Annotated in this window: 18 protein-coding genes; 9 read left to right on the forward strand and 9 right to left on the reverse strand. The window is 61.8% G+C overall.

Annotated elements, in window-relative coordinates; genetic code table 11:
- The first annotated feature begins 90 nt into the window (after positions 1-90).
- The gene (locus tag CK230_RS18520) at positions 91-339 is read left to right on the forward strand and encodes a ParB N-terminal domain-containing protein (RefSeq protein ID WP_042644583.1); all 249 of its coding nucleotides are present in this window, start codon (positions 91-93) and stop codon (positions 337-339) included.
- Position 340: 1 nt separating this feature from the next.
- Here the strand turns inward: CK230_RS18520 and CK230_RS18525 are convergent, their stop codons facing one another.
- On the reverse strand, positions 341-1,375 hold the full coding sequence (locus CK230_RS18525; RefSeq protein WP_095818573.1) for a 2OG-Fe(II) oxygenase family protein: 1,035 nt from the start codon (positions 1,373-1,375) through the stop codon (positions 341-343).
- A gap of 184 nt (positions 1,376-1,559) precedes the next feature.
- Here CK230_RS18525 and CK230_RS18530 point away from each other — a divergent pair, with 184 nt between their 5' ends.
- Together CK230_RS18530 and CK230_RS18535 are read left to right on the forward strand one after the other, a co-directional pair.
- Entirely contained in the window at positions 1,560-1,955 is a 396-nt protein-coding gene (locus CK230_RS18530; protein ID WP_095818574.1) for a GFA family protein, read from the forward strand.
- Between the two features lie 273 nt (positions 1,956-2,228).
- Entirely contained in the window at positions 2,229-2,441 is a 213-nt protein-coding gene (locus CK230_RS18535; protein WP_095818575.1) for a hypothetical protein, read from the forward strand.
- A gap of 15 nt (positions 2,442-2,456) precedes the next feature.
- Here CK230_RS18535 and CK230_RS18540 read toward each other — a convergent pair whose 3' ends face one another.
- Positions 2,457-3,389: a hypothetical protein gene (locus CK230_RS18540; protein WP_095818576.1), complete on the reverse strand. Its 933-nt coding sequence runs from the start codon at positions 3,387-3,389 to the stop codon at positions 2,457-2,459.
- Positions 3,390-3,593: 204 nt separating this feature from the next.
- Between CK230_RS18540 and CK230_RS18545 the strand changes: the two genes are divergently transcribed.
- The 4 genes from CK230_RS18545 to CK230_RS18560 all read left to right on the forward strand — a co-directional run bounded on the left by CK230_RS18545 (position 3,594) and on the right by CK230_RS18560 (position 7,463).
- The gene (locus CK230_RS18545; protein ID WP_095818577.1) at positions 3,594-4,466 is read left to right on the forward strand and encodes an undecaprenyl-diphosphate phosphatase; all 873 of its coding nucleotides are present in this window, start codon (positions 3,594-3,596) and stop codon (positions 4,464-4,466) included.
- 110 nt (positions 4,467-4,576) lie between these two features.
- A complete protein-coding gene (locus CK230_RS18550; protein WP_095818578.1) occupies positions 4,577-5,362 on the forward strand; it encodes a phosphodiester glycosidase family protein in 786 nt (261 codons plus the stop codon).
- A 151-nt stretch (positions 5,363-5,513) separates the two neighbouring features.
- Positions 5,514-6,656: a GH25 family lysozyme gene (locus tag CK230_RS18555; RefSeq protein ID WP_095818579.1), complete on the forward strand. Its 1,143-nt coding sequence runs from the start codon at positions 5,514-5,516 to the stop codon at positions 6,654-6,656.
- Positions 6,657-6,920: 264 nt separating this feature from the next.
- Positions 6,921-7,463, forward strand: coding sequence for a DUF2314 domain-containing protein (locus tag CK230_RS18560; protein ID WP_095818580.1), 543 nt, complete (start codon positions 6,921-6,923; stop codon positions 7,461-7,463).
- 195 nt (positions 7,464-7,658) lie between these two features.
- Here the strand turns inward: CK230_RS18560 and CK230_RS18565 are convergent, their stop codons facing one another.
- From CK230_RS18565 to CK230_RS18575, 3 genes are all read right to left on the reverse strand, one after another.
- On the reverse strand, positions 7,659-8,030 hold the full coding sequence (locus tag CK230_RS18565; RefSeq protein WP_095818581.1) for a VOC family protein: 372 nt from the start codon (positions 8,028-8,030) through the stop codon (positions 7,659-7,661).
- A 226-nt stretch (positions 8,031-8,256) separates the two neighbouring features.
- Positions 8,257-10,200: an AAA family ATPase gene (locus CK230_RS18570; protein ID WP_095818582.1), complete on the reverse strand. Its 1,944-nt coding sequence runs from the start codon at positions 10,198-10,200 to the stop codon at positions 8,257-8,259.
- A gap of 9 nt (positions 10,201-10,209) precedes the next feature.
- Entirely contained in the window at positions 10,210-13,983 is a 3,774-nt protein-coding gene (locus tag CK230_RS18575) for a vitamin B12-dependent ribonucleotide reductase (RefSeq protein WP_095818583.1), read from the reverse strand.
- 710 nt (positions 13,984-14,693) lie between these two features.
- Here CK230_RS18575 and gltX point away from each other — a divergent pair.
- Positions 14,694-16,067: a glutamate--tRNA ligase gene (gene gltX, locus CK230_RS18580; RefSeq protein ID WP_095818584.1), complete on the forward strand. Its 1,374-nt coding sequence runs from the start codon at positions 14,694-14,696 to the stop codon at positions 16,065-16,067.
- Here the strand turns inward: gltX and CK230_RS18585 are convergent.
- The 4 genes from CK230_RS18585 to CK230_RS18600 all read right to left on the reverse strand — a co-directional run bounded on the left by CK230_RS18585 (position 15,985) and on the right by CK230_RS18600 (position 21,066).
- A complete protein-coding gene (locus CK230_RS18585; RefSeq protein ID WP_095818585.1) occupies positions 15,985-17,217 on the reverse strand; it encodes a DUF2865 domain-containing protein in 1,233 nt (410 codons plus the stop codon). The two genes, gltX and CK230_RS18585, sit on opposite strands and share 83 nt — an antisense overlap.
- A gap of 49 nt (positions 17,218-17,266) precedes the next feature.
- Positions 17,267-17,677 (reverse strand): MAPEG family protein, encoded by a 411-nt coding sequence (locus tag CK230_RS18590; protein WP_095818586.1) that lies wholly within the window; start codon positions 17,675-17,677, stop codon positions 17,267-17,269.
- A 122-nt stretch (positions 17,678-17,799) separates the two neighbouring features.
- On the reverse strand, positions 17,800-20,124 hold the full coding sequence (locus tag CK230_RS18595) for an NADP-dependent malic enzyme (protein WP_095818587.1): 2,325 nt from the start codon (positions 20,122-20,124) through the stop codon (positions 17,800-17,802).
- Positions 20,125-20,286: 162 nt separating this feature from the next.
- Complete coding sequence (locus tag CK230_RS18600) at positions 20,287-21,066, reverse strand: SDR family oxidoreductase (protein ID WP_095818588.1); 780 nt, start codon at positions 21,064-21,066, stop codon at positions 20,287-20,289.
- A 121-nt stretch (positions 21,067-21,187) separates the two neighbouring features.
- Here CK230_RS18600 and CK230_RS18605 point away from each other — a divergent pair, with 121 nt between their 5' ends.
- Positions 21,188-22,018 carry a UDP-2,3-diacylglucosamine diphosphatase gene (locus CK230_RS18605; protein ID WP_095818589.1) on the forward strand — a complete coding sequence of 277 codons (831 nt, stop codon included), beginning with the start codon at positions 21,188-21,190 and terminating at the stop codon, positions 22,016-22,018.
- Positions 22,019-22,036: the final 18 nt, after the last annotated feature.

Consider the following 22,036-nt stretch of genomic DNA (forward strand, 5'->3'; position numbering starts at 1 on the left):
GGAAAGCATCGGGCCAGCGCCCTTGCGCTTGGCGATATCCGGCAAACGGACTATTCAGCTTCAGGCGAGGTTTCAACGCCAGGAGCCGACATGCTGCGTGTGCAAAAGGTCAAGGTCGACGACATCTACGTGCCGACGGCGCGCCGCAAGACACTGCATCCCGAAACCGTGCGCCATCTTGCCGAGGATATTCTCGAGAACGGCATGAAGACGCCGATCCAGGTGCGGCACGACGGCAAACGCCACATCCTGGTCGAGGGGCTGCACCGGCTCGAAGCCGCCAAATGGCTGGGAGAGACCATGATCGACGCCTATCTCGTCCAGGCCAAGCGCCATTGATTCAAGAGGCCTTGGCCCGTCGCGGCTGGCGCAGATGCCTGACGCCGCTCATTTCGACGAATTTCGTCGCCGTGTCCCAGAGATAGTCGCCATAAAGGAACGGCTCGAAGGGCTCGGCGCCCTTGAGCGACAGCGGCGCGATCTCGGCGTCGACGCGCGGCTCATAGAAGAACGGGATCGAGAAGCGCGCCTGTTTGGGCGCGATCACCCGATGCCTGGTCGCCCGCACCCTGCCGGCGGTCCAGCGCTCCAGCAACTGGCCGAAATTGACGGCGAGCGTGTTGTCTGCCGGCGGCACGTCGATCCACTCACCGGCAAGGTTTTTTGCCTGCAGGCCTTCGACACCGTCCTGCGCCAGCAGGGTGACGAAACCGGAATCGGCATGCTCGCGGCCGATGATGGTCCGCATCTCGCCCTTGTGAATCACGGAGAAGTCGGGGCCGCTGAGGTCGACGCCGCCGTTCGGGTCACGCAGCGGGTAGCGGATCAGGCGCAATGTCGAGATGCCGCCTTCGAAATCCTTATCGAAAATGGTCTCGGTCAGCCCAAGGCCGCGCGCGACCGAGCGCAGCAGCGCGTTGCCGACCGTCTCCATCGCCTTGTAGTAGCCGGCGGCAGCCTGGCGCCAGCCGGGTAGGGCGCTTTCCGGCGGGAGCGGCGTGACCTCGCAGAGAGGATCGCCGGCATCAAGCCCTGAGGGCGCGGCGCCCGCCTCGGCGATGTCCGGCCCCATGTCGATGCCTTCCTTATAAGAGACCGCGCCCGGCTGCAGCGGAAACCAGCCGCGATAGACATTTTGTTTGGTGCGGTCGAAATTCCAGCGCAGCAGCTTCTGCTTTTCAGCCTCGGGCAGCGAAAAGATCGCCAGCAGCCGCGCCCGGTTCCGCGGCGTCAGCCAATCGTCGCCGGGAAAGTCGCGGATCGCCATGAAGCCGATGCCCGACGCCGCGGCCATGATCCTCGAGTCGGTCTGGTCGCGGGCAGGCGAGGGCGGACCGAACAAGGGTGCAATCGCGATCGTGTCGATGTCGGCCATCAATCTTCCTCCCGTCGGACGCTGCAAGCAGGGCGCAGCGGCCGGCGATTGTCAATCGCGGGCGAGGACACGTCATTCGGCCACCCGTATCAGCGCTGGCGATCGTATCCCATCAATGTTTTTTGTTTGACCCAGTCAGGCCGGCCACTACCTTGCCGACATTTCTTCGAAACGGGTGTCGGCGATGGCGAAATATCAGGGTGGGTGCCTGTGCGGCGCGGTGCGTTACGGGGCAGAGGCCGCGCCGATCAACGAGCGCGTCTGCCATTGCCGGATCTGCCAAAGGGCAATCGGCGCGGCCTTCAACGCCCGCCTGCTCTTCCGCATCGACGACGTGACCATTGAAGGGCCGGTGGCGACGATCAATTCCACGCCGGACCTCCAGCGCGGCTTCTGCCCGGCTTGCGGCACAACCCTGTTTTCGCGCCGCGATTCCAGAAACATTCTCGGCGTCACTTCGGGCTCGCTCGACGATCCGTCGCTGTTCAAGCCAGACATGCATTTCTGGACCGCTTCGAAGCAGCCCTGGCTGATGCTCGACGACGGCCTGCCGCAATATGAAGGCGCGCCGCCGGCGTAGCGTTTTACCTTCTCCCCTTGTGGGAGAAGGTGGATCGGCGCGATAGCGCCGAGACGGATGAGGGGTGTTCCAGCGGAGTGAGACGCTGGCTTTCCCTGGAGCACCCCTCATCCGTCGCCTTCGGCGACACCTTCTCCCACAAGGGGAGAAGGCAAAGGGGCCTGCACAAAAATTTCATCTCCGCCGCACGCAATAGCCGGCAAAGCGTCATTGGCGGGCCATCATTGGCTGCCTATCTAAGCGCCATGCGGGCAGGCAGTGAGGAGGCGACGGATGAGCGAGAGCATCAACACCCTGGACGAGCTTTTGAACGACCCGATGATCCAGCTCGTGATGGAACGCGACCGGGTGCGCCCGGCCGAGCTTCGTCTGCTCCTGGAAAAGGCGCGCGACAGGGCCGGCGACGATGCCCGCATCGACCAGGCTTCAGTGCCGCCTGCGCATATAGTGGCAAGAAGCTGCTTGAAGCAGTGGCTGCACCGCTGAGGCTATTCCGGGAAATCAGCTCGAATGGGCCGGCAGGTAACTATAGTGACTGCGTGAATAGGCGAGCTTGAAGCCGAGCCGGTCGTAGTTGCGATAGGCCGGTCCGTCGCGGTCGGGGAGCGGCGCCTCGATATCGGCGACAAACAGCTTCGCGCCGGCCGCAATGCCGTCGCGAACCAGCCTTTCTCCGAGCATCGCATCCAGATCGAAGCTTGGCGCCATGATGCCGGGCACCGGCGCGTCGATACCGCTCCAGGCAGCGCCGTCAGGGCCGATGAAAAGCGAGCGAACCGCGGCGACCGCGCCGCCACGTTTCAGCATGTAGTGGCGCCAGCCCTTGCGGCCGACAAGCGCGGTGAGCCAGGGCGAGGTGGGGAGCCTGTATTTGGCATCGATGAAGGATGCCCATTCCGAAGCCGTCCTGGGGGTGACCTCCTCGATCACTGGATCGTCTACCGGGATCAGCGGGTCGCCCGGGAAGAGCGGTTCGGCTGGCAGCGGTGTCGCGTCGCGATAGATGCGCTCCCAGCCGCCCTGATGCTGCAGGCCACGCGCTTCCAGCCAGCATCTCAGCCGCGCCGGCTCGGTGTGCGGACTGGTATAGAACCACGGCCGCATGATGCCGGCATCGCGATAATGCGCGAGCAACGCGTCGAGCTGGTCTTCTGTCGCCGGCCCATCGACGCCGATATTCTTCACGCAGTTGAAATGGATGAACGGGATTGTCGTGCAGGTGGTCCAGAGCAGATCGCCCTCGCTCGCGATCGACAGCCCTTGGCGTGCCGCGAAATCGGCGGGCGCCGCTTCGTAAAGGTCGCGCCAGGCCGCCACTTCGGCGCGCTCGATGGCGCGGCTGAAGTCACGCGATACCTCCTCGATCGCGATTTCCGGGACATGGGTTTCCGGCGGCACGAGGGGCTCGAGTTCCGAGAGGGCGGCGGTCGACATAACATGCTCCTCCGATGTGCCTTACAGTGTAAGATTAGAGGAGGATAATATGGCGTAGCCTGTTGTCAAGCAGGATTAGCGGCACCTTACAAATCCGTGAGTTGGAATCACGCTATCGTGAGGCTAAGCCTCTCCAGAGGGGCTTTTCGAAAACGGTTCACTTTTGCCTCCGACAAGGATCGGAGCGCAGGGAAAAGGGTTGAGATGACCGACGTCTGCACTCAAGGGTTGGATACCGGCTTTGTCGGCCTGGGCTATGCCAAAGTGGCGTTCCTCGGCATCGTGCAAGGCATCACCGAATTGCTGCCGATCTCGTCCACGGCGCATATGCGCATCGTGCCGGCCGTGCTCGGCTGGCAGGACCCCGGCTCGGCCTTCTCGGCCGCCATGCAGCTGGCGGCGCTCGCGGCGGTGATCAGCTATTTCTGGAGCGATGTCAGGGACGTACTGTTCGGATCGATCTCGGCGATCGCGCGCCGCGATTTCGGTGACCGCTATTTCCGCCTCGCGATCAGCATCGTGCTAGCCACCGTCCCGATCGTCATTGTGGGCCTGGCGCTTTCCGGCGTGCTCAACGCCTGCAATTCGCCGCTGCGCGGGCTCGCCGTCATCGGCTGGGCCTGTATCGCCATGGCGATCCTTTTGGCGCTCGCCGAGATCTTCGCCAGCCACAAGCTGATGCTGCGCCAGGCGTCGATCCTCGACGCGCTGCTGGTGGGCGTTGCCCAGGTCGGCGCGCTTATTCCCGGCGTCTCGCGCTCGGGCTCGACGCTGACGGCGGCGATGGGGCTGGGCTTCGCCCGGCCGGAGGCGGCGCGCCTCTCCTTCCTGCTCGGCCTGCCGGCAATCGCGCTGGCCGGCCTCAAGGAGCTTTATGAACTGCACAAGGTGCATCTCGACGCGCATGGCTGGTCGATCCTGGCCTTAGGCCTCGTCGTCGCCTCGATCTCGGCCTTTTTCGCGATATGGGGTCTGATGCGGGTGCTCGAACGCTTCTCCGCCTGGCCGTTCGTGATCTATCGCGGCCTGCTCGGCGTGGTGCTGCTGATCAGCGTCGCGGCCGGATGGCTTACCTGACGCAATCCAGGAAATCCGCGCAGCGGCTTCCGTCCTGAATTCGCGTAAAAGCAAAGAGTTAGAGGTCTCGACCGAATCCGCTATATCGACGCTGACCCTCGGGGGCGCTGATGGATCTTGTGACTCTGCTGCAATCTGTGCCGTTGCTGGCCACACTGGTGAAATCGGCGGTGCCCGCCGCCGTTGGCGCGGGCATGGGGCTTGGTCAATGGCTGGCGGCGCTGCCGCCTTGCCGCAACCAGACTTTCGAGAACGCCGTCTATCTGGTCTGCGAGGCCGATCCGAAGGATTTTTCCATCGAGCTGTTCTGGAAGAACAAGGATGGCGAACTCTACCGGTCGCTGCACAATCTGCGCAACGCACAGCAGGCGGCAGGGCGCAGCATGCTCTTCGGCATCAACGCCGGCATGTATCACCCGAACCTCGCGCCGGTCGGGCTCTATGTCGAACGCGGCGAGCAGGTCACGCCGGCGAAGACCGGATCGGGAAGCGGCAATTTCTCCATGCAGCCCAACGGCATCTTTTACCTCAGCGCCGGCAAGGCAGGTGTTCGCGCGACCAAGGATTATCTGAAGCGTCCGCCGCGCGTCGATTACGCCACGCAGTCCGGACCGATGCTGGTCATCGACGGCAAGCTGCATCCGAAATTCCATGCGGACGGCACCTCGCGCAAGATACGCGATGGCGTCGGCGTACGCGCCGACGGCGTCGCGGTTTTCGCGATCTCGGACGATGTCGTCACCTTCCACGAATTCGCGCGGCTGTTCCGCGACCAGCTCGGCTGCCCGAACGCGCTTTTCCTCGACGGTTCAGTTTCGAGCCTCTATGCGCCCGGCATAGGCCGCAATGACGATTTCTGGAATCTCGGGCCGATGATCGGCGTGTTCAGGCGCTAGCTGGGGGGCGCTTCGACAGCGTCGCGAATCGCCTGGCCGCGCCAAAGGTAAATTTTGATTCAAACTTTGTTGGTAATTTCTCATTAGGAATGGAGTTTCCGGCGGCGCTGTTCCTGCCTTCGGTCTGTTTTGTCTTGCGTACAGGTCAAAGATGCGGATTTTTGGCGTCGTCAGTTTCGTGCTCGCAGCGCTTTGCCTTGCCGGTTGCTCGTCCACGTCGGGCGTCGATGCCTTGCAGATGCCGTCCAACGAGACGACGAGCTCGGTCGTGCGGCCGAGCGCGCCGGTGTCGAAGGGCTTGAAGACGGCAGTGACGGAGAAAACCGTCGAGACCGCGTCGATGTCGGGCGCGACGCGTTTCACGCCGCCGGCGCCGCTGCTCGACGACGAGAACGCAAGCTCCGACGACGAAAATTCGCGCCCCGGCGACGAAAATTCGCGCCCGTTCGGCCTGGCCGAGGAGGAGACGGTGAATTTTCCTCCGCAGGGCCTTCCTGACAGCGTCGAGCCGCCGGTGCAGGAGGCAGCGCTTGTCTCGCCGCCGAAGCGGCTCTCGCGCGCCGCGCCCGCGATGCTGGCCGGCCCTGTCACCCGCTATGCCTTCCGCGACGCCAAGCCGATCAATTTCGGCCGCGCCTCGCCCCGCCATCTGGCCGTCCACGGCGTCGACGTGTCGCGCTGGCAAGGCAACATCAACTGGGAAAAGCTGCGCGCCCAGGGCGCCAATTTCGCCTATATCAAGGCGACCGATGGCGGCGACCATCTCGACCCGATGTTCATGAAGAACTGGCGCAACGCCGATGCCGCCGGGCTGAAGCGCGGCGCCTATCATTTCTTCTACTGGTGCCGCACCGCCGGCGAGCAGGCCGACTGGTTCATCCGCAACGTGCCGAAGGTCGACGGCGCGCTGCCGCCGGTGATCGACGTCGAGTGGAACGGCGAATCCTCCTGCAGGCGCAAGCCCTCGCGCGAAAAGGTGCTGGAGAAGATGCAGGTGTTCATGGACGAGTTGGAGCGTCATTACGGCCAGCGTCCGATCATCTACACCAGCCCCGATTTCTATCGCGACAATCTGCGCGGCGCCTTCCCGGATTACCCATTCTGGCTGCGCGCCGTGGCGGCGCACCCGTCGAAGGTCTATCCGGGCCGCAACTGGCTGTTCTGGCAGTATTCGGGCTCCGGCCTGTCGCATGGCGTGAGCGGTCGTATCGACCTCAACGTCTTCCATGGCGATGAGCGGCAATGGCGCGCCTGGCTGGGCGGCGGCGGGCAGATGATAGCCGACGCGGACTGAGGTGTGCCGACATTCAGGTGAGGTCGGCCTGCAAACGGCGGCTTCCTGCGCTTCTGGTGCTCACGTACTTAAGTACGCTCCGCTCCGGTTTTCGGAAGCCACTGTTTTCGACTCGGCCTGACCCGAATCTCGACACACCTCAAAGCTCGTCGCAGCGATCTGCAGCAATTTCCGCATTTCCCTAACCAAGCGCTCACCCTGTCCCTTAGCGGTACGGCAACGGCCTTCCGGTAACGTGTCCGTGATCGCGTTTGGAGGGGTTCGATGCGCAATCCGGTCGTGGCAATCGTTTTCGCCGCAGCTCTCGGCTACGGGTTTGTCAACACGCTCTGGCACATGCCGAGCAACAAGCCCGTCGCCATTCCGGAAGCCACGCCCGGCGCTTCGCAGGCGGCGCCGCGCCCGATCAAGGAGAACGTCGTCGCCTACTATACCGGCGACAAGGCGATGCAGAACGCCAAGACCAAGGGGCATGCGACGTTGCCTCGCTTCCATGAACTCATGGCTGCCGGCACGCCCGGCACCTATACCGTGAAATTCCCGCTGACGCAGAACGGCGCCACCGAGCATATCTTGCTGCAGCTTGTCGGTTATAGCGAAGGCCATTTCGTCGGCCTGCTCGCCGACGTGCCAGTCAACGGCAACCAGTACAAGATGGGCGACCGCATGAGCGTGGCGGAAGCGGACGTCGAGGACTGGATGATCCGCAACGGCGGCGACGTCTATGGCGGCTATACCGTGCGCCAGGCGTTTGCGGACATGTCGAAGGAACAGGCCGCGAAATACCGGATTACGTTCAAGGATTGAGGGCCGACTTCACCTTCTCCCCTTGTGGGAGAAGGTGTCGCCGAAGGCGACGGATGAGGGGTGCTCCAGGGAATGCTGACCTTCGCCAGCGACGGCATCGCCAACGCCTCACTCCGCTGGAGCACCCCTCATCCGTCTCGGCGCTGCGCGCCGATCCACCTTCTCCCACAAGGGGAGAAGGAGAGGGCGCGCCTGTCACCCCTCGTTGATCATCGCCTCGATATTGTAACCGTCGGGATCAAGCACGAAGCAGGCGTAGTAATTTTCCGCATAGTCCGGCCGCGGCCCGGGCGCGCCATTGTCCGCGGCGCCCGCCTCTATCGCCGCCCGATGGAACGCGTCGACCTCCGCCTTGCTCTTCACCCGGAAGGCGACATGCAGATGGGTGAGCGGCGGATTCTCGCCCGTGCTCTGGATCTCGAACAAGCAGCCATTGCCGACGTCGAAGGCCCAGAAGATGCCTTCCTTGCCGAAGGCGAGGCTGTAGCCTAGAGGTGCAAATGCCTTTTCGTAGAAGAGCTTGCTCTTGCCGAGATCGCTCACTTCGATGGTGATGTGATCGATCATGTCATATGTCCTAGAGTTGCCTAATTTGCGTCCATGCAAGCTGGCCACAGGTAATATTTGATAAGATTAAGTAATAAATATCCAGTGTGTTAAATATCCTCCAGAATTTTTTCGACTACTTCTTCCATTCCGCTAGGTCTAAATCCAGCGTCACTCATTCGAGCTACAATGGAATCCCTGAAAGCTTCATAAGGAAGCCCCCGCAAGAACTTACCTGCAAAATGCTTTAAGATGTCTCGCCCCGGAATTCCGTACGCCAAGCCCCACTGCCGAGTGCAGCGGTCAGTTCGTTCTCCCAACCGTCTTTGAGATTTTTCAGCCTGTCCTGAGACAATTCAGCTGCTACTTTCTCACCTAATCGAAGGTGGAGCCGATCAATTGCAGCGCTTAATTCTGTTATGTTGTCACTAGCATTGCGGTTTGTCCGTAAATCGAGACTTCGCCGCAAAATCTCGTTGACGTGGGAAATGAGCTTGTGACTCAGCAGTGGCCCTAGGGTCTCACCGGCGGACGACCGCAAAGCGTTCTCGATCTCGCCATCAGTCATTGGGTCGGCAAAGTGGGGGTTGTCCCTCAGAACTTTACCTATAAAACTTGGCTCTAAAAGATAGTTCTCGATATGATAGGCATCCCAAGTGAAGATACGAGCGGTAGAGACGTTCCTACTTATTGCGTCATCTGCATCCCTATCGACAATGGCATATACTTTGGCGGGTAAGTTTATTTTTGGTATTGCTTTTTCGAGCGCGTGATATAGCTGCTTCACACTATGCTTGTCATCGCCAGATATAGTATTTGTTTGACCAGCAAACTCAGGAAACAGTCGCTTGGTAACCATCGAATCAAAATTGGCACTTTCGCTACTCTCAAATAGCACTAGTTTGCTGCCCGGTCTGTAGCCGGCAATATCTCCGACCATCTCGATTACCGCTCGATCCACCTCACTTGTTGAAGAAATCGCAACTGCTTGGTTGTCTCTATTTGGAGAAAGCGACGCTGGGGTCATGTGGAAAAGAGAAAAGCCCCCTGCTTTAAATGCGTCTCGTAGAAAGGCATCCGAATGGGTAACCATCCAAATCTGATTGTGAAGACTTGACCCTAAGTGCATTCGGTAGAAGTTTGGTAGCCCGACGATTATTCGAGGATTTAGATGTAATTCTGGCTCGTCGAGGAGTATTATTGAATTATAAGGGGCAGTATTTCTTAGTCGAAGGTATCCGTAGGCCAGTTCCTTTTCGCCTGAACTCAAGTCATCGATATCGTGCTCACCGCCGGTATCAAGCTCGATTGGAAAGCTGATCTCTCCATTTAAGCCGGGCCGTGGGCCAGCGAAGCGCTTGCCTGGAAGAAACGTAGAAAAAAGCTCCTTTAGCGTTTCTATTATCGACGTGCCTGCGAAATCTTTTGCTCCGGCTTGACTTGCGAGCAAGTCCCTCACAAAAGCTCCAGCCAGCTCGCTTTTGATATTTGTATACTTGTTTTGCCAATTATACAGAGAATGCTGCGCCATCCTGTTGGCGGAATCTTCTATATTAATATTTATCCCACCTAAGCGTTCCCTCTGATATGAGCGATTAGGGCTGTGAAAGTCAATGACGCCAATATTCTTTGGATCATATATACCAAATATAAAGTTAAGTAGGGAGTCCGGCTTAATTTCTGACGCCAAATGAGGATCAAGTTTAAAACTGGCGGTGCGAAGCGGATTATCAGCTGACGCTGATATGCTTTCGGAAATTTGTCTAATTTTATCCTTTGATTCGTTATCAAGGAGATCGGAAGAATTGTTAATGTCGATGATTTGTCGACCAAATCGTCTTTGCCAGGTGCTGCGCATCAGGAGCGACGCTGCGTTTGTTGAGATGAATTCCAATTCTTTTTTTGAAATTTCAAAATCTGCCTCTATTAAAAGAGGTAAGCTAGGGTTTGAGAATATCTTTCTAACTTCGTCTGGATTATTTAGATTTAGCTGAAATTCGTTGAAGAAGTGATGCCATTCATCGTCTTGGTTGTATCCACCATATAACGATTTCAGCAGCCTGATTGCGTCAAAAATGCAGGATTTGCCACTTCCGTTTGGGCCAGCAATAACGACTGCATCCGAGAGTTCTCTTATCTCGAACTCTCGGATTGCTTTAAAGTTCTGGATCTTTAGGCGCTTAATTCGCACAGACCAGTCTCAGCTGCACCCGCTCGTCGATCCACACGTGTCGCACTTCTCGCAGGTGCCGTTCCGCACCATGGTGAAGTTGTGGCACTCGGAGCATTCGTTGCCGGTGTAGCCTTGCAGCAGCGACTGCTGGCGCCTTGTCGCGGCGAGCTTCTTGGCCTCGGCCGCCTCGTTGGCGGCGGCGTCGGTGAAGAGCGCTTCGGCGCCGCCGGCGGCTTCGGCTTCCTCCTCGATCATGTCCTCGGCCAGTTCCCGGGCGCGCTCCTCATAGTCGCGCTTGTAGGCGAGCGCCTCGTCGCTGGCCGGCTTCAGCGCCAGCACGTTGGAGCCGGCGAAGGCGGTCGGTGCGGCGCGGACAGGGGCCGTGGTGTGAGCAGAGCCGCCAAAACCCTTGGGCTCGGAGCCGGCGCTCGAGACCAGCCTCGGCGAGGCACCGCGATAGAGGCCCTTGGAGAAGGGCGTCGCCTTGCCTTCGGTGATGCCGCGGCCGAGCGCCGTCTTGTCGAAATCCGACTGGTCGACATGGGCGAGGTCGTGGCGGCCGAGATAGGAGACGGCAAGCTCGCGGAAAACGTAGTCGAGGATCGACGTGGCGTTCTTGATCGCGTCGTTGCCCTGCACCATGCCGGCCGGCTCGAACTTGGTGAAGGTGAAGGCCTCGACATATTCGTCGAGCGGCACGCCATATTGCAGGCCGAGCGAGATGGCGATGGCGAAGTTGTTCATCATCGCGCGGAAGGCAGCACCTTCCTTGTGCATGTCGATGAAGATCTCGCCCAGGCGGCCGTCATCGAACTCGCCGGTGCGCAGGTACACCTTGTGGCCGCCGACGACCGCCTTCTGCGTATAACCTTTGCGGCGGTTCGGCAGTTTTTCGCGGTCGCGATAAAGGCGCTCGATGACGCGCTCGACGATCTTTTCGGTCACCTGCACGGCGCGCTGCGCCGCGGGTGCCGCGACCAGCTGCTCGACCGCCTCGTCCTCATCCTCCTCGCCATCGGCGAGCAGCGAGGCGTTGAGCGGCTGCGACAGCTTCGAGCCGTCGCGATAAAGCGCATTGGCCTTCAGCGCCAGCTTCCAGGACAGCATGTAGGCGTTCTTGGCATCCTCGACCGTCGCCTCATTCGGCATGTTGATGGTCTTGGAAATGGCGCCGGAGATGAAGGGCTGCGCCGCCGCCATCATCAGGATGTGGCTCTGGATCGACAGCGAGCGCTTGCCGATCTTGCCGCAGGGGCTGGCGCAGTCGAACACCGGCAGGTGCTCCGCCTTGAGGAAGGGCGCGCCTTCCAGCGTCATCGCACCGCAGACATGGATGTTGGCGGCGTCGATGTCTTTCTTGGAGAAGCCCAGCGCCGGCAGCATCTCGAAGGAGACATTACTGAGCTGTTCGTCGGTGAAGCCGAGCGTCTCCTTCACCCAGTCGGCGCCGAGCGTCCACTGGTTGAACACGAACTTGATGTCGAAGGCCGACTTCAACGCCGCATTCAGCGCCGCGATCTTCTCATCGGTGAAACCCTTGGCCTTCAGCGTCGAAGGGTTGATGCCGGGCGCCTGGTTGAGATTGCCGTGGCCGACGGCATAGGCCTCGATCTCGGCGATCTGGCTTTCGGAATAGCCCAGCGTCCGCAGCGCTTCCGGCACGGCGCGGTTGATGATCTTGAAGTAGCCGCCGCCGGCGAGCTTCTTGAACTTCACCAGCGCGAAATCGGGCTCGATGCCGGTGGTGTCGCAGTCCATGACGAGGCCGATCGTGCCGGTCGGCGCGATCACGGTCGCCTGCGCGTTGCGATAGCCATGCTCCTCGCCGAGCTCGATGGCACGGTCCCAGGCGGCGCGGGCATGCTCGGCCAAAGCCTGCTGCTTCAGGTCGGAGGCGACCAGCGGCACCGGATTGACGGCGAGCTTCTCGTAGCCGTCCTTGTCGCCATAGGCCGCGCGGCGGTGGTTGCGCATGACGCGCAGCATGTTCTGGGCGTTGCGGTCATAGTCCGGGAAGGCGCCGAGCTCGGAAGCCATTTCGGCCGAGGTCGAGTAGGCGACGCCGGTCATGATCGCGGTGAGCGCGGCACAGATCGCGCGGCCCTCATCGGAGTCGTAGGGAATGCCGGAGGTCATCAGCAGGCCGCCGATATTGGCGTAGCCGAGGCCGAGCGTGCGGTAGTCGTAGGAGAGCTTGGCGATCTCCTTGGACGGGAACTGCGCCATCATCACCGAGATTTCCAGCACGACGGTCCACAGGCGAACGGTGTGCTCGTAAGCGGCAATGTCGATCGTGCCGTCTTCCCTGCGGTAGGGCAGGAGGTTGATCGATGCGAGGTTGCAGGCCGTGTCGTCGAGGAACATGTATTCCGAGCACGGGTTGGAGGCCCGGATCGCACCGGCGGAGGCGCAGGTGTGCCAGTCGTTCATCGTCGTGTTGAAGTGCAGGCCCGGATCTGCCGACGCCCAGGCGGCGTAGCCGATCTTTTCCCAGAGATCCCGCGCCTTCAGCGTCTTCAGCACCTTGCCGTCCTTGCGGGCGGTGAGCTGCCAGTCGCCATCGGCCTCGACGGCGCGCAGGAAATTGTCCTTCAACGAAACCGAATTGTTGGAGTTCTGGCCCGAGACGGTGAGATAGGCGTCCGAATCCCAGTCGGTGTCGTAGGTGTTGAACGACATCGAGGTGTAGCCTTGCTTGGCGAACTGGATGACGCGGTAGATGTAGTTCTCCGGCACGGCGTCCTTCTTGGCCGCCTTGATCTCGCGCTTCAGCGCGGTGTTCAGCGCCGGGTCGAAACAGTCGTCGCCATTGCCTTCGCAATTGACGCAGGCCTTCATGATGGCTTCGAGGTGCTTCTTGACGATCTTGGAGCCGGTCACCAGCGAGGCGACCTTCTGCTCCTCATTGACCTTCCAGTCGATGAACTGCTCGATGTCGGGATGGTCTGCGTCAACGATGACCATCTTGGCGGCGCGGCGCGTCGTGCCGCCCGACTTGATGGCGCCGGCCGCGCGGTCGCCGATCTTGAGGAAGCTCATCAGGCCGGAGGAGCGGCCGCCGCCGGACAGCTTCTCGCCTTCGCCGCGCAGCATGGAGAAGTTCGAGCCGGTGCCGGAACCGTATTTGAACAGGCGCGCCTCACGCACCCACAAATCCATGATGCCGCCCTCGTTGACGAGGTCGTCCTGCACGCTCTGGATGAAGCAGGCATGCGGCTGCGGATGCTCGTAAGCCGACTTCGACTTGGTCAGCTTGCCGGTGAAGGGGTCGACGTAGAAGTGGCCCTGACTCGGACCGTCGATGCCATAGGCCCAGTGCAGGCCGGTGTTGAACCATTGTGGCGAGTTCGGCGCGACGCGCTGGGTGGCGAGCATAAAGGCAAGCTCGTCGCGGAAGGCGCGCGCGTCTTCCTCCGACTTGAAGTAGCCGCCCTTCCAGCCCCAATAGGTCCAGGTGCCGGAGAGGCGATCGAAGACCTGGCGGGCATCGGTTTCCGAACCGTAGCGCTCGGCCTCGGGCAGCTTGGCGAGCTCGGCCTCGTCGGCGATCGAGCGCCACAGGAAGGAGGGAACGTCGTTCTCCTCGACCTTCTTCAGCCGTGCCGGCACGCCGGCCTTGCGGAAATATTTTTGGGCCAGAATGTCGGCGGCGACCTGGCTGAACTGTGCCGGCACATCGATATTGTCGAGGCGGAACACTACCGAGCCGTCCGGATTCTTGATCTCGGACAAAGCCTTGCGGAATTCGATCTCAGCATAAGCTGACTGGTCTGGCTTGGTGAAGCGACGCTCGATGCGCATTGGTCCGGTCCCTTTGTGTATATATAGCGCCTTTCCCCAGGGATTTCTGCCCCACATGGCGAAAAGCGCAGTCCGCCGTTTGCCGGCATCGCAGGCGACGCCGACATTCTCCTCGTCGCGGGCGCCATCATGCAGACAAGCAAACGCCTTTCCAGGCGCTTACCCAGGTTGCCGGCCGACCCGCGGGTCCCTCAAGACTGAAACTTTTGTCGATTCCCTCCGCAGAGGGAGGTTCACACTATCTAGTGTCGAGCCTGCCTGCAAACACTAAATATAGTGTTAACAGATCATTTTTTCCAGGCTGACAATTCTCCCTTTCGCCCACCCAAACCCCAATGATCCCAACGCTTCCGCCGGCCTCGTGAACGGGCGGAAATTCGGGCAAAACGCACAAAATCCGGGAAAAAAGACCGGCCTCGAAACTCTCCGGTCACGCCCGCAACAGGAGCGCATGGCCTATAAAAAGCGACTCGTTCCGACCCGTCAAGGATTCGTTTTTGTAGGTTTTGTGACCCCAACATCTTGTGTGTCACATATGTGGATAACGGGGACATGCGAGGTCCGCGTTCGCCGGCACTTGACGCCCTTGTCGGGCCGTCGCGGAGCGTGTCAGGGCCAGCGGCTTTTCATTTTAGCTGGCTTGCACTATCTGTTGCGCTCGCGCGGGGGCGCGCCTTGTCAACACCAAAAGCATCCGCTACGCCCCGCTTATGACAGTTACCGTACGTTTTGCCCCATCGCCGACCGGCCGCATCCATATCGGCAATGCGCGCACCGCGCTGTTCAACTGGCTTTTCGCCATGAACAACAAGGGCCGTTTCATCCAGCGCTTCGACGACACCGACATTGCCCGCTCGAAGCAGGAATATGCCGATTCCATCCTTTACGATCTGCACTGGCTGGGCATCTTCCCGGATGTCACCGAGTACCAGTCGCGCCGCTTCGAGATCTACGACGCGGCGGTCGAGCGGCTGAAGGCGGCGCGGGTGCTCTATGCCTGCTACGAGACGCCGGAAGAACTCGATCTGCGCCGCAAGGTGCGTCGCACGCGCGGCCTGCCGCCGGTCTATGGCCGCGAGGCGCTGACGCTGACGCCGGAGCAGGTGGCCGAATACCAGTCCGACGGGCGCAAGCCGCACTGGCGCTTCCTTTTGCCCAATTTCACCAGCGATCCGCTGCAGCCGGAGCGCACGGATGTACATTGGAACGACCTGGTGCGCGGCGAGGAGACGGTCGATCTCGCCTCGCTGTCGGACCCCGTCCTGGTGCGCGAGGACGGCACCTATCTCTACACGCTGCCTTCGGTGGTCGACGATATCGAGATGGGCGTCAGCCATGTCATCCGCGGCGACGATCATGTCACCAACACCGGCGTGCAGATCGCCATCTTCAAGGCCCTCGGCGCCGAGCCGCCGGTCTTCGGCCATCACAATCTGCTCACCACGACCACAGGCGAGGGGCTGTCGAAGCGCACCGGGGCGCTGTCGATCGAGAGCCTGCGCGAGGACGGGATCGAGCCGATGGCGGTCGCCTCGCTGGCGGTGCTCGTCGGCACCTCGGAAAATGTCACGGCGGCGCATGATCTCAACGAGCTTGCCGGCCATTTTGACCCGGCTGCGACCTCCAAGTCCGCCTCGAAGTTCGATCCGGGCGAGCTCTTCGTGCTCAACCGCACGCTGATGCATCACATGCCTTTCGAGGAAGCGCGCGACCGGCTGATGGTGCTGGGCATTTCCGGCGACAAGGCCGAGGCGTTCTGGATGGCGGTGCGCGGCAATCTCGATCGCCTGTCGGACTCGGTCGGCTGGTGGCGAATCCTGAGCGAAGGCCCGCAGGAGCCGGCCGAGTTTTCCGCCGAGGACCGCGATTTCCTCAATCAGGCGTTCGACGTGCTGCCCGAGGAGCCATGGAACGGCACGGTCTGGAAGGACTGGACCGGCAAGATCAAGGAAACGACAGGGCGCAAGGGCAAGCCGCTGTTCATGCCGCTGCGGCTGGCGCTCACGGGGCGGACTTCGGGGCCGGAGCTTTCAGATCTATTGCCGCTGATGGGTCGGGAAGGAACGCTGGCCCGACGACCCTGACCTTGCGCTGATCCGGCGGCAGTGCCGAGACCGGCGACACCGGCACCTTGGTGGTCAGCCGCTTGATGGCGTCTAGGTCGAGCCCGCCTTCGGCATTGGCGAGTGTTTCAGGATCGGCGCCCGGATCGGGCTTCACCGCCGGCACCGGGATGAAGGGCGTTACCCCGCCTTCGGGCTGCGACTGTTCGGGGTTGGGCGGGTTGCCGCCGATGATCGTGAAATTGCCATTGCCGGCCTGCGCGTTGCATCCGCAACTCGGCGGCCGTGAGTAATTGGCCTGCTTGTAGAGATAGGCGGTCGGCAGCTCGCTGTAGGGCTGACCGGTGACCGAGGAGGTCATCGACCCAGAATCGTCGTCCATGCCGCGCGAATAAAACACCTGCATCTCGGCGCCCGGGCAGCTCGATTCGCAGTTCTTCTGGTCGCGCTCGAAATCGCCGACGGAGGCGGCGTTTGACATCGGGTAGAAATAGCCGTCGCAGGTGCGCACGCACATGGTGTGGAACTCGCCGCCCAGTCGCGGCAGGTCCATGCCGTCGGGCTGGTTGATGATGCGGCGGATGTTGCGCACGCTCGGATCATCAAGCGGCACGTCCGCCGCGTCCGGCATATCGGGGGCATCGGGCGTTTCGAGCTGGTCGTCCTGGTGGCCGAAAAGCTGCTCGAAAAGGTTGCCGCCGCCATTGTCGCGGGAAGCCTCCTGAAGCGGCGCGCTTCGCGGCGCGATCTCGTCGTCGCGGCAGTTGTTGGCATCGAGCGCCGCCAGGATACGCCTGCGATCGCGCCGTGTGCCGCCGCCGTCGGCGAGCCGCTCGCGCTTGGCCTGCAACGTGTCGAGATTGGTGTTCATGCGCTCTATCGAGGCATTGATCGCCGCGCACTGGCTGACATTGCGCGAAAACAGCGTGAAGCCGCAGCCGGCATCGCTTGCCCGGCCGCGAGCCTTGGCAAGCTGCTCGCGCTGGCGCGCGATGGCGTCATCATATTTGCGCACGAGGCCCGGTCCGCCGCCACCCCCGCGCGTCGCGGCGAGTTCGGCTTCGAGCTGCCTGCAGGTGCGCGAGGCCGCTTGGGATTGATCGACGGCGACAACTGAGCCTGCAAGCGCTGCAAGCAGCGTCGCAAGATGCATCAGCTTCAACCCCTTCATCCGCCCGGAATCCCGATTGCCCGTAGCCGGAAGGCTACCGCGTCCGTGGTTAACTGTTCGCTAGTAAAGGCCACACCGATGCCAGCAAAAGCATGACGATTCCAACAAACGCAACGTTCCAAACGAGCGAGCGGAGCAGGGGAACGCCGAATGCATAGAGCGGAAGATAGACCAATCTGGCCGAAAAATAGAGTCCGGCTCCCCATTTGCTGAGCGCGGTCTCGTGGCCAGCCGCGTGGACAAGAAAAACCGCCGCCACGAACACCGGAAACGTCTCGACGAAGTTTCGCAGTGCCCTTTCCAGGCGCCCCGCCAACCCCGTGAGCGGAGGGACTTCGGCGTCTCGGGCGCTGGCCGTCCAACGGTAACCTCGCTGGAAGCTCGCCGAATGCGAGGCGAGAACTATGTGAATGAAACAAAGCATGCAACTTGCGGCGAGCATGACTAGTTCGAAGCTCATTCAACCCTCGCACCTGTCCATTCGTCATTCGCGCTTGAATATCGAAATGTCACAAGTGTCGCCGCGATGGCCGCCACCAACTTACAATTAAGCACCATTGGTGTTTACGGCCAGAGTGGTCCTCAACCCAGATTAGCGATCGCCTGTGTCTTGTGCGCCGCCTCGACCACCGCCAGCGCGGTCATGTTGACCACGCCGCGCGAGGTCACCGAGGGCGTCAATATATGCGCGGGCTTGTCGGTGCCGAGCAGGATCGGCCCGACATGCAGCGCATCCATCATGGCGCGCAGCGCCGTCAGCGTGATGTTGGCCGAATCGAGGTTCGGGAAGACCAGCAAATTGGCCTCGCCCTTCAGTCGCGAATGCGGATAGACCCGCTGGCGCAGATGCTCCGACAGCGCGGTATCGGCATGCATCTCGCCGTCGCACTGCAGGTCCGGCGCGATGCTGGCCAGGATTGCCGCGGCCTGCCGCATCTTCAGCGCGCTCGGCGCGTCGCGCGAACCGAAATCCGAGAAAGAGAGCAGGGCGGCCTTGGGTTCCATGCCGAAACGCCTGATCTGCTCCGTCGCGAGAACGGTCATCTCCGCGATCTCCTCGGCCGTGGGATCGATGGAGACATAGGTGTCGGTGAGAAAGATGATGCCTCGCTGCGAAATCAGCATGGAGAGCGTAGACAGATCGCGGTCCTTGACGCCGGCGCGCGGCCCGATGATCAGCGAGACATTGCGCAAATGCCGCTCGAAGCGACCTTCGAGCCCGCATATCATGGCATCCGCATCGCCGCGCTTCAGCGCGAGCGCCGCGATCACCGTATTGTTTGTGCGCACCATGGTGCGTGCGGCTTCCGTCGTCACGCCGCGTCGGCCGGCGAGCTCGATCAATAGGTCGACATAGTGGCGGTAGCGGGGATCGTCCTCGGGATTAATCAGGCCGAAATCGACGCCCGGCCTGATGCGAAGCCCGTAGCGTTTCAAACGAACCTCGATGACATGCGGGCGGCCGATCAGGATCGGCTCGGCAATGCCTTCCTCCAGCACCACCTGGGCCGCGCGCAGCACTCGCTCGTCCTCGCCTTCGGCGTAGATGACGCGCTTGGCGCTCGAAGCCTTGGCGGAAGAAAACACCGGCTTCATCACCAGGCCGGAGCGGAAGACGAAGCGGTTGAGCTTGTCGATATAGGCGGCGAAATCGGCGATCGGCCGTGTCGCGACGCCGGTGTCGCAGGCAGCCTTCGCCACCGCCGGCGCGATGCGCAGGATAAGGCGCGGATCGAAGGGCGAGGGGATCAGGAAGTCGGGACCGAACATCGGCGTCTCGCCGGAATAGGCGCGTGCCGCGACATCGGAAGGCTCCTCGCGGGCAAGGGCGGCGATCGCCCGCACGGCCGCCATCTTCATCTCCTCGTTGATGGCGCTGGCGCCGCAGTCGAGCGCGCCGCGGAAGATGTAAGGAAAGCACAGCACGTTGTTGACTTGATTGGGAAAATCGGAGCGGCCGGTGCAGATCATGGCGTCCGGCCGGGCCGCTCGGGCGACTTCTGGCATGATCTCGGGATTGGGGTTGGCCAAGGCCAGGATCAGCGGCTTCGGCGCCATATGCTGCAGGAGCTCCGGCTTCAGCACGCCCGCGGCGGAGAGGCCGAGGAAGACGTCGGCGCCGGAAATGACGTCGGCCAGCGTGCGCGCCTCGGTGTCCTTCACATAAGGGTCCTTCCAGCGATCCATCTCCTCGACGCGACCCTTGTAGGCGACGCCGAAACGATCGGTGACCCAGATGTTTTCCACCTTGGCGCCGAGCGAGACCAGAAGGTTGAGGCAGGCAAGCGCGGCGGCGCCCGCGCCGGAGGTGACGATCTTGATGTCGGAAATCGTCTTGCCGGCCAGTTCCAGCCCGTTGAGCACCGCGGCGGCGACGATGATCGCCGTGCCATGCTGGTCGTCGTGGAAAACCGGAATGCCCATGCGGGCCTTCAGCTGCTCCTCGACCTCGAAGCATTCCGGCGCCTTGATGTCCTCCAGATTGATGCCGCCGAAGGTTGGCTCAAGCGCGGCCACCGTCTCGACCATGCGCTCGATCTCCGGCGCGTCGATCTCGATGTCGAAGACGTCGATGCCGGCGAATTTCTTGAACAGCACCGCCTTGCCTTCCATCACCGGCTTGGAGGCGAGCGGCCCGATATTGCCGAGCCCAAGCACGGCGGAGCCGTTGGAGACGACGCCGACGAGATTGGCGCGCGCGGTGTAGTCGGCCGCGGTGGCCGGATCGTCGCGGATCTCGAGGCAAGGCGCCGCCACGCCGGGCGAATAGGCAAGCGCCAGGTCGCGCTGGTTGCCGAGCGGCTTCGTCGCCTGGATCTCGAGCTTTCCGGGCGTCGGATACTTGTGGAAGAAGAGGGCGGCCTCGTCGAGGTCCGACCGAGCCGGTTTCTTGTTCTCGCCGTCCATTGCGGCCCCTCCCTGCGATAGTGCTTTGGAGCCTTTTAGCATGGGTCAATAATTTCGCGACGCCAAAATCTCAGGCTGCGGCCTTCACAATGCCGGAGCAGAAATAATCAATCGATTCCAGCCGGTTGGCGCAAGAGTTTCGGGCGGATGAGCAGCGGCTCGTCAGAACGCGCTGACGTAGAGGCCGCCATCGACCGGGATGTTCTGGCCGGTGAGGTAGCCGGCATGGACCGAACAGAGGAAGGCGCAGATCTGGCCGAATTCCTCCGGCGTGCCGAGACGTTTCGCCGGCACGTCGGCGCTGATGCGGGCCTTGCGCGCGGCTGCCGCCGCCGGGTCTTCCTGAGTGCCTGCTTCATGCGGGCCGCGCAGCCGGTCGGTGTCGAGCTTGCCGGGCAGCAGGCTGTTGATGGTGACGTTGCGGTCGATCACCGTGCGCGCCACGCCGGCGAGGAACGAGGTCAGACCGGCGCGCGCGCCGGAAGACAGGTCGAGCCCGGGGATCGGCACATAGACCGACAGCGAGGTGATGTTGACGATGCGGCCGAAGCCGCGCTTGGCCATGCCGTCGATCACCGCCTGGATGAGCTCTATCGGCGTCACCATGTTCTGCGTCACGCCCTCGAGGATCTTGGCGCGGTCGAGCTCGCGGAAATCGCGCAGCGGCGGGCCGCCATTGTTGTTGACCAGGATGTCCGGGTCGGGGCAGGCGGCAAGCAGCGCCTTCTGCACCTCGGGCTTCGACACGTCGCCGGCAACTTCGATCACCTTGACGCCGAATTTCTCGCGGATCTCTTGCGCGGTCTTGGCCAGAAGCTCGGCGTTGCGGCCGTTGACGACGAGGTCGGCACCGGCCTCGGCCAGCGCCACGGCGCAACCTTTTCCAAGTCCCTTGCTCGAGGCGCAGACGATGGCCTTCTTGCCGCGAATGCCGAGATCCATGGTGATTTTCTCCTGATGCCTTGGTCTCGCAAGCTAGCGCCTGGGCTGGACCAACCGCAACCGTCATACGGTTGTTGCATGAATCGGGGCATAGGGACGCGAAAGCAAAGGGTAAATCGCGATGTCAGCCCCAGAGCCCCGCACTTTCCGCGCCCTGTTCATTTCCGACGTGCATCTCGGCTCGAAAGCAGCCAAGGCCGATTTCCTGATCGACTTCCTGCGCCACCACGACGCCGAGATCATCTATCTGGTCGGCGATATCGTCGACGGCTGGCGGCTGCGGCGCAGCTGGCACTGGCCGCAGAGCCACAATGACGTCGTGCAGAAGCTGCTGCGCAAGGCGCGCAAGGGCGCCTCGATCACCTATATCGCCGGCAATCACGACGAATTCGCCCGCCAGTTCCAGGGCGTGCATTTCGGCGGCATCGTCGTTGCCGACCGCGCCATCCACGAAACCGCCGACGGCCGGCGCCTGCTGGTCATCCATGGCGACCAGTTCGACACGGTGGTGCACAACCAGCGCTGGCTCGCCTATCTCGGCGACTATGCCTATGACGCGGCGATGCTGGTCAACCGGGTGGTGACGAAGCTTCGCCATCTGCTCGGCCTGCCTTACTGGTCGTTTTCGTCATGGGCCAAGGTCAAGGTGAAGAAGGCGGTGAACTTCATCGGCTCGTTCCAGACCGTGCTTTCCGAGGAAGCGCGGCGCTCGCATGTCGACGGTGTGATCTGCGGCCACATCCACCATGCCGCCATCGAGAGCTATGGCGAGGTGCAGTACATCAACACCGGCGACTGGGTGGAAAGCTGCACGGCGGTGGTCGAGCATTTCGACGGCCGCATGGAGATCCTGACCTGGGCGCATGTGCTGCCCGAATCCTCTGCCGACAAGGACGTGCTGGTTCCGGTCGACATCATTGACCTCAAGGGCAGGGCGGCGCAGGCGGCCTGAGAGGCTGACTGGATGATT

Origin of the sequence: Mesorhizobium sp. WSM3859, assembly GCF_002295065.1 — a bacterium.
GTDB lineage: Bacteria > Pseudomonadota > Alphaproteobacteria > Rhizobiales > Rhizobiaceae > Mesorhizobium.

Excerpts from the sequence above, each read along its gene's own strand:
- CK230_RS18520 (WP_042644583.1), top strand. The coding sequence starts at position 91 with ATGCTGCGTGTGCAAAAGGTCAAGGTCGACGACATCTACGTGCCGACG.
- CK230_RS18525 (WP_095818573.1), bottom strand. The coding sequence starts at position 1,375 with ATGGCCGACATCGACACGATCGCGATTGCACCCTTGTTCGGTCCGCCC.
- CK230_RS18530 (WP_095818574.1), top strand. The coding sequence starts at position 1,560 with ATGGCGAAATATCAGGGTGGGTGCCTGTGCGGCGCGGTGCGTTACGGG.
- CK230_RS18535 (WP_095818575.1), top strand. The coding sequence starts at position 2,229 with ATGAGCGAGAGCATCAACACCCTGGACGAGCTTTTGAACGACCCGATG.
- CK230_RS18540 (WP_095818576.1), bottom strand. The coding sequence starts at position 3,389 with ATGTCGACCGCCGCCCTCTCGGAACTCGAGCCCCTCGTGCCGCCGGAA.
- CK230_RS18545 (WP_095818577.1), top strand. The coding sequence starts at position 3,594 with ATGACCGACGTCTGCACTCAAGGGTTGGATACCGGCTTTGTCGGCCTG.
- CK230_RS18550 (WP_095818578.1), top strand. The coding sequence starts at position 4,577 with ATGGATCTTGTGACTCTGCTGCAATCTGTGCCGTTGCTGGCCACACTG.
- CK230_RS18555 (WP_095818579.1), top strand. The coding sequence starts at position 5,514 with ATGCGGATTTTTGGCGTCGTCAGTTTCGTGCTCGCAGCGCTTTGCCTT.
- CK230_RS18560 (WP_095818580.1), top strand. The coding sequence starts at position 6,921 with ATGCGCAATCCGGTCGTGGCAATCGTTTTCGCCGCAGCTCTCGGCTAC.
- CK230_RS18565 (WP_095818581.1), bottom strand. The coding sequence starts at position 8,030 with ATGATCGATCACATCACCATCGAAGTGAGCGATCTCGGCAAGAGCAAG.
- CK230_RS18575 (WP_095818583.1), bottom strand. The coding sequence starts at position 13,983 with ATGCGCATCGAGCGTCGCTTCACCAAGCCAGACCAGTCAGCTTATGCT.
- gltX (WP_095818584.1), top strand. The coding sequence starts at position 14,694 with ATGACAGTTACCGTACGTTTTGCCCCATCGCCGACCGGCCGCATCCAT.
- CK230_RS18585 (WP_095818585.1), bottom strand. The coding sequence starts at position 17,217 with ATGAAGGGGTTGAAGCTGATGCATCTTGCGACGCTGCTTGCAGCGCTT.
- CK230_RS18590 (WP_095818586.1), bottom strand. The coding sequence starts at position 17,677 with ATGAGCTTCGAACTAGTCATGCTCGCCGCAAGTTGCATGCTTTGTTTC.
- CK230_RS18595 (WP_095818587.1), bottom strand. The coding sequence starts at position 20,124 with ATGGACGGCGAGAACAAGAAACCGGCTCGGTCGGACCTCGACGAGGCC.
- CK230_RS18600 (WP_095818588.1), bottom strand. The coding sequence starts at position 21,066 with ATGGATCTCGGCATTCGCGGCAAGAAGGCCATCGTCTGCGCCTCGAGC.
- CK230_RS18605 (WP_095818589.1), top strand. The coding sequence starts at position 21,188 with ATGTCAGCCCCAGAGCCCCGCACTTTCCGCGCCCTGTTCATTTCCGAC.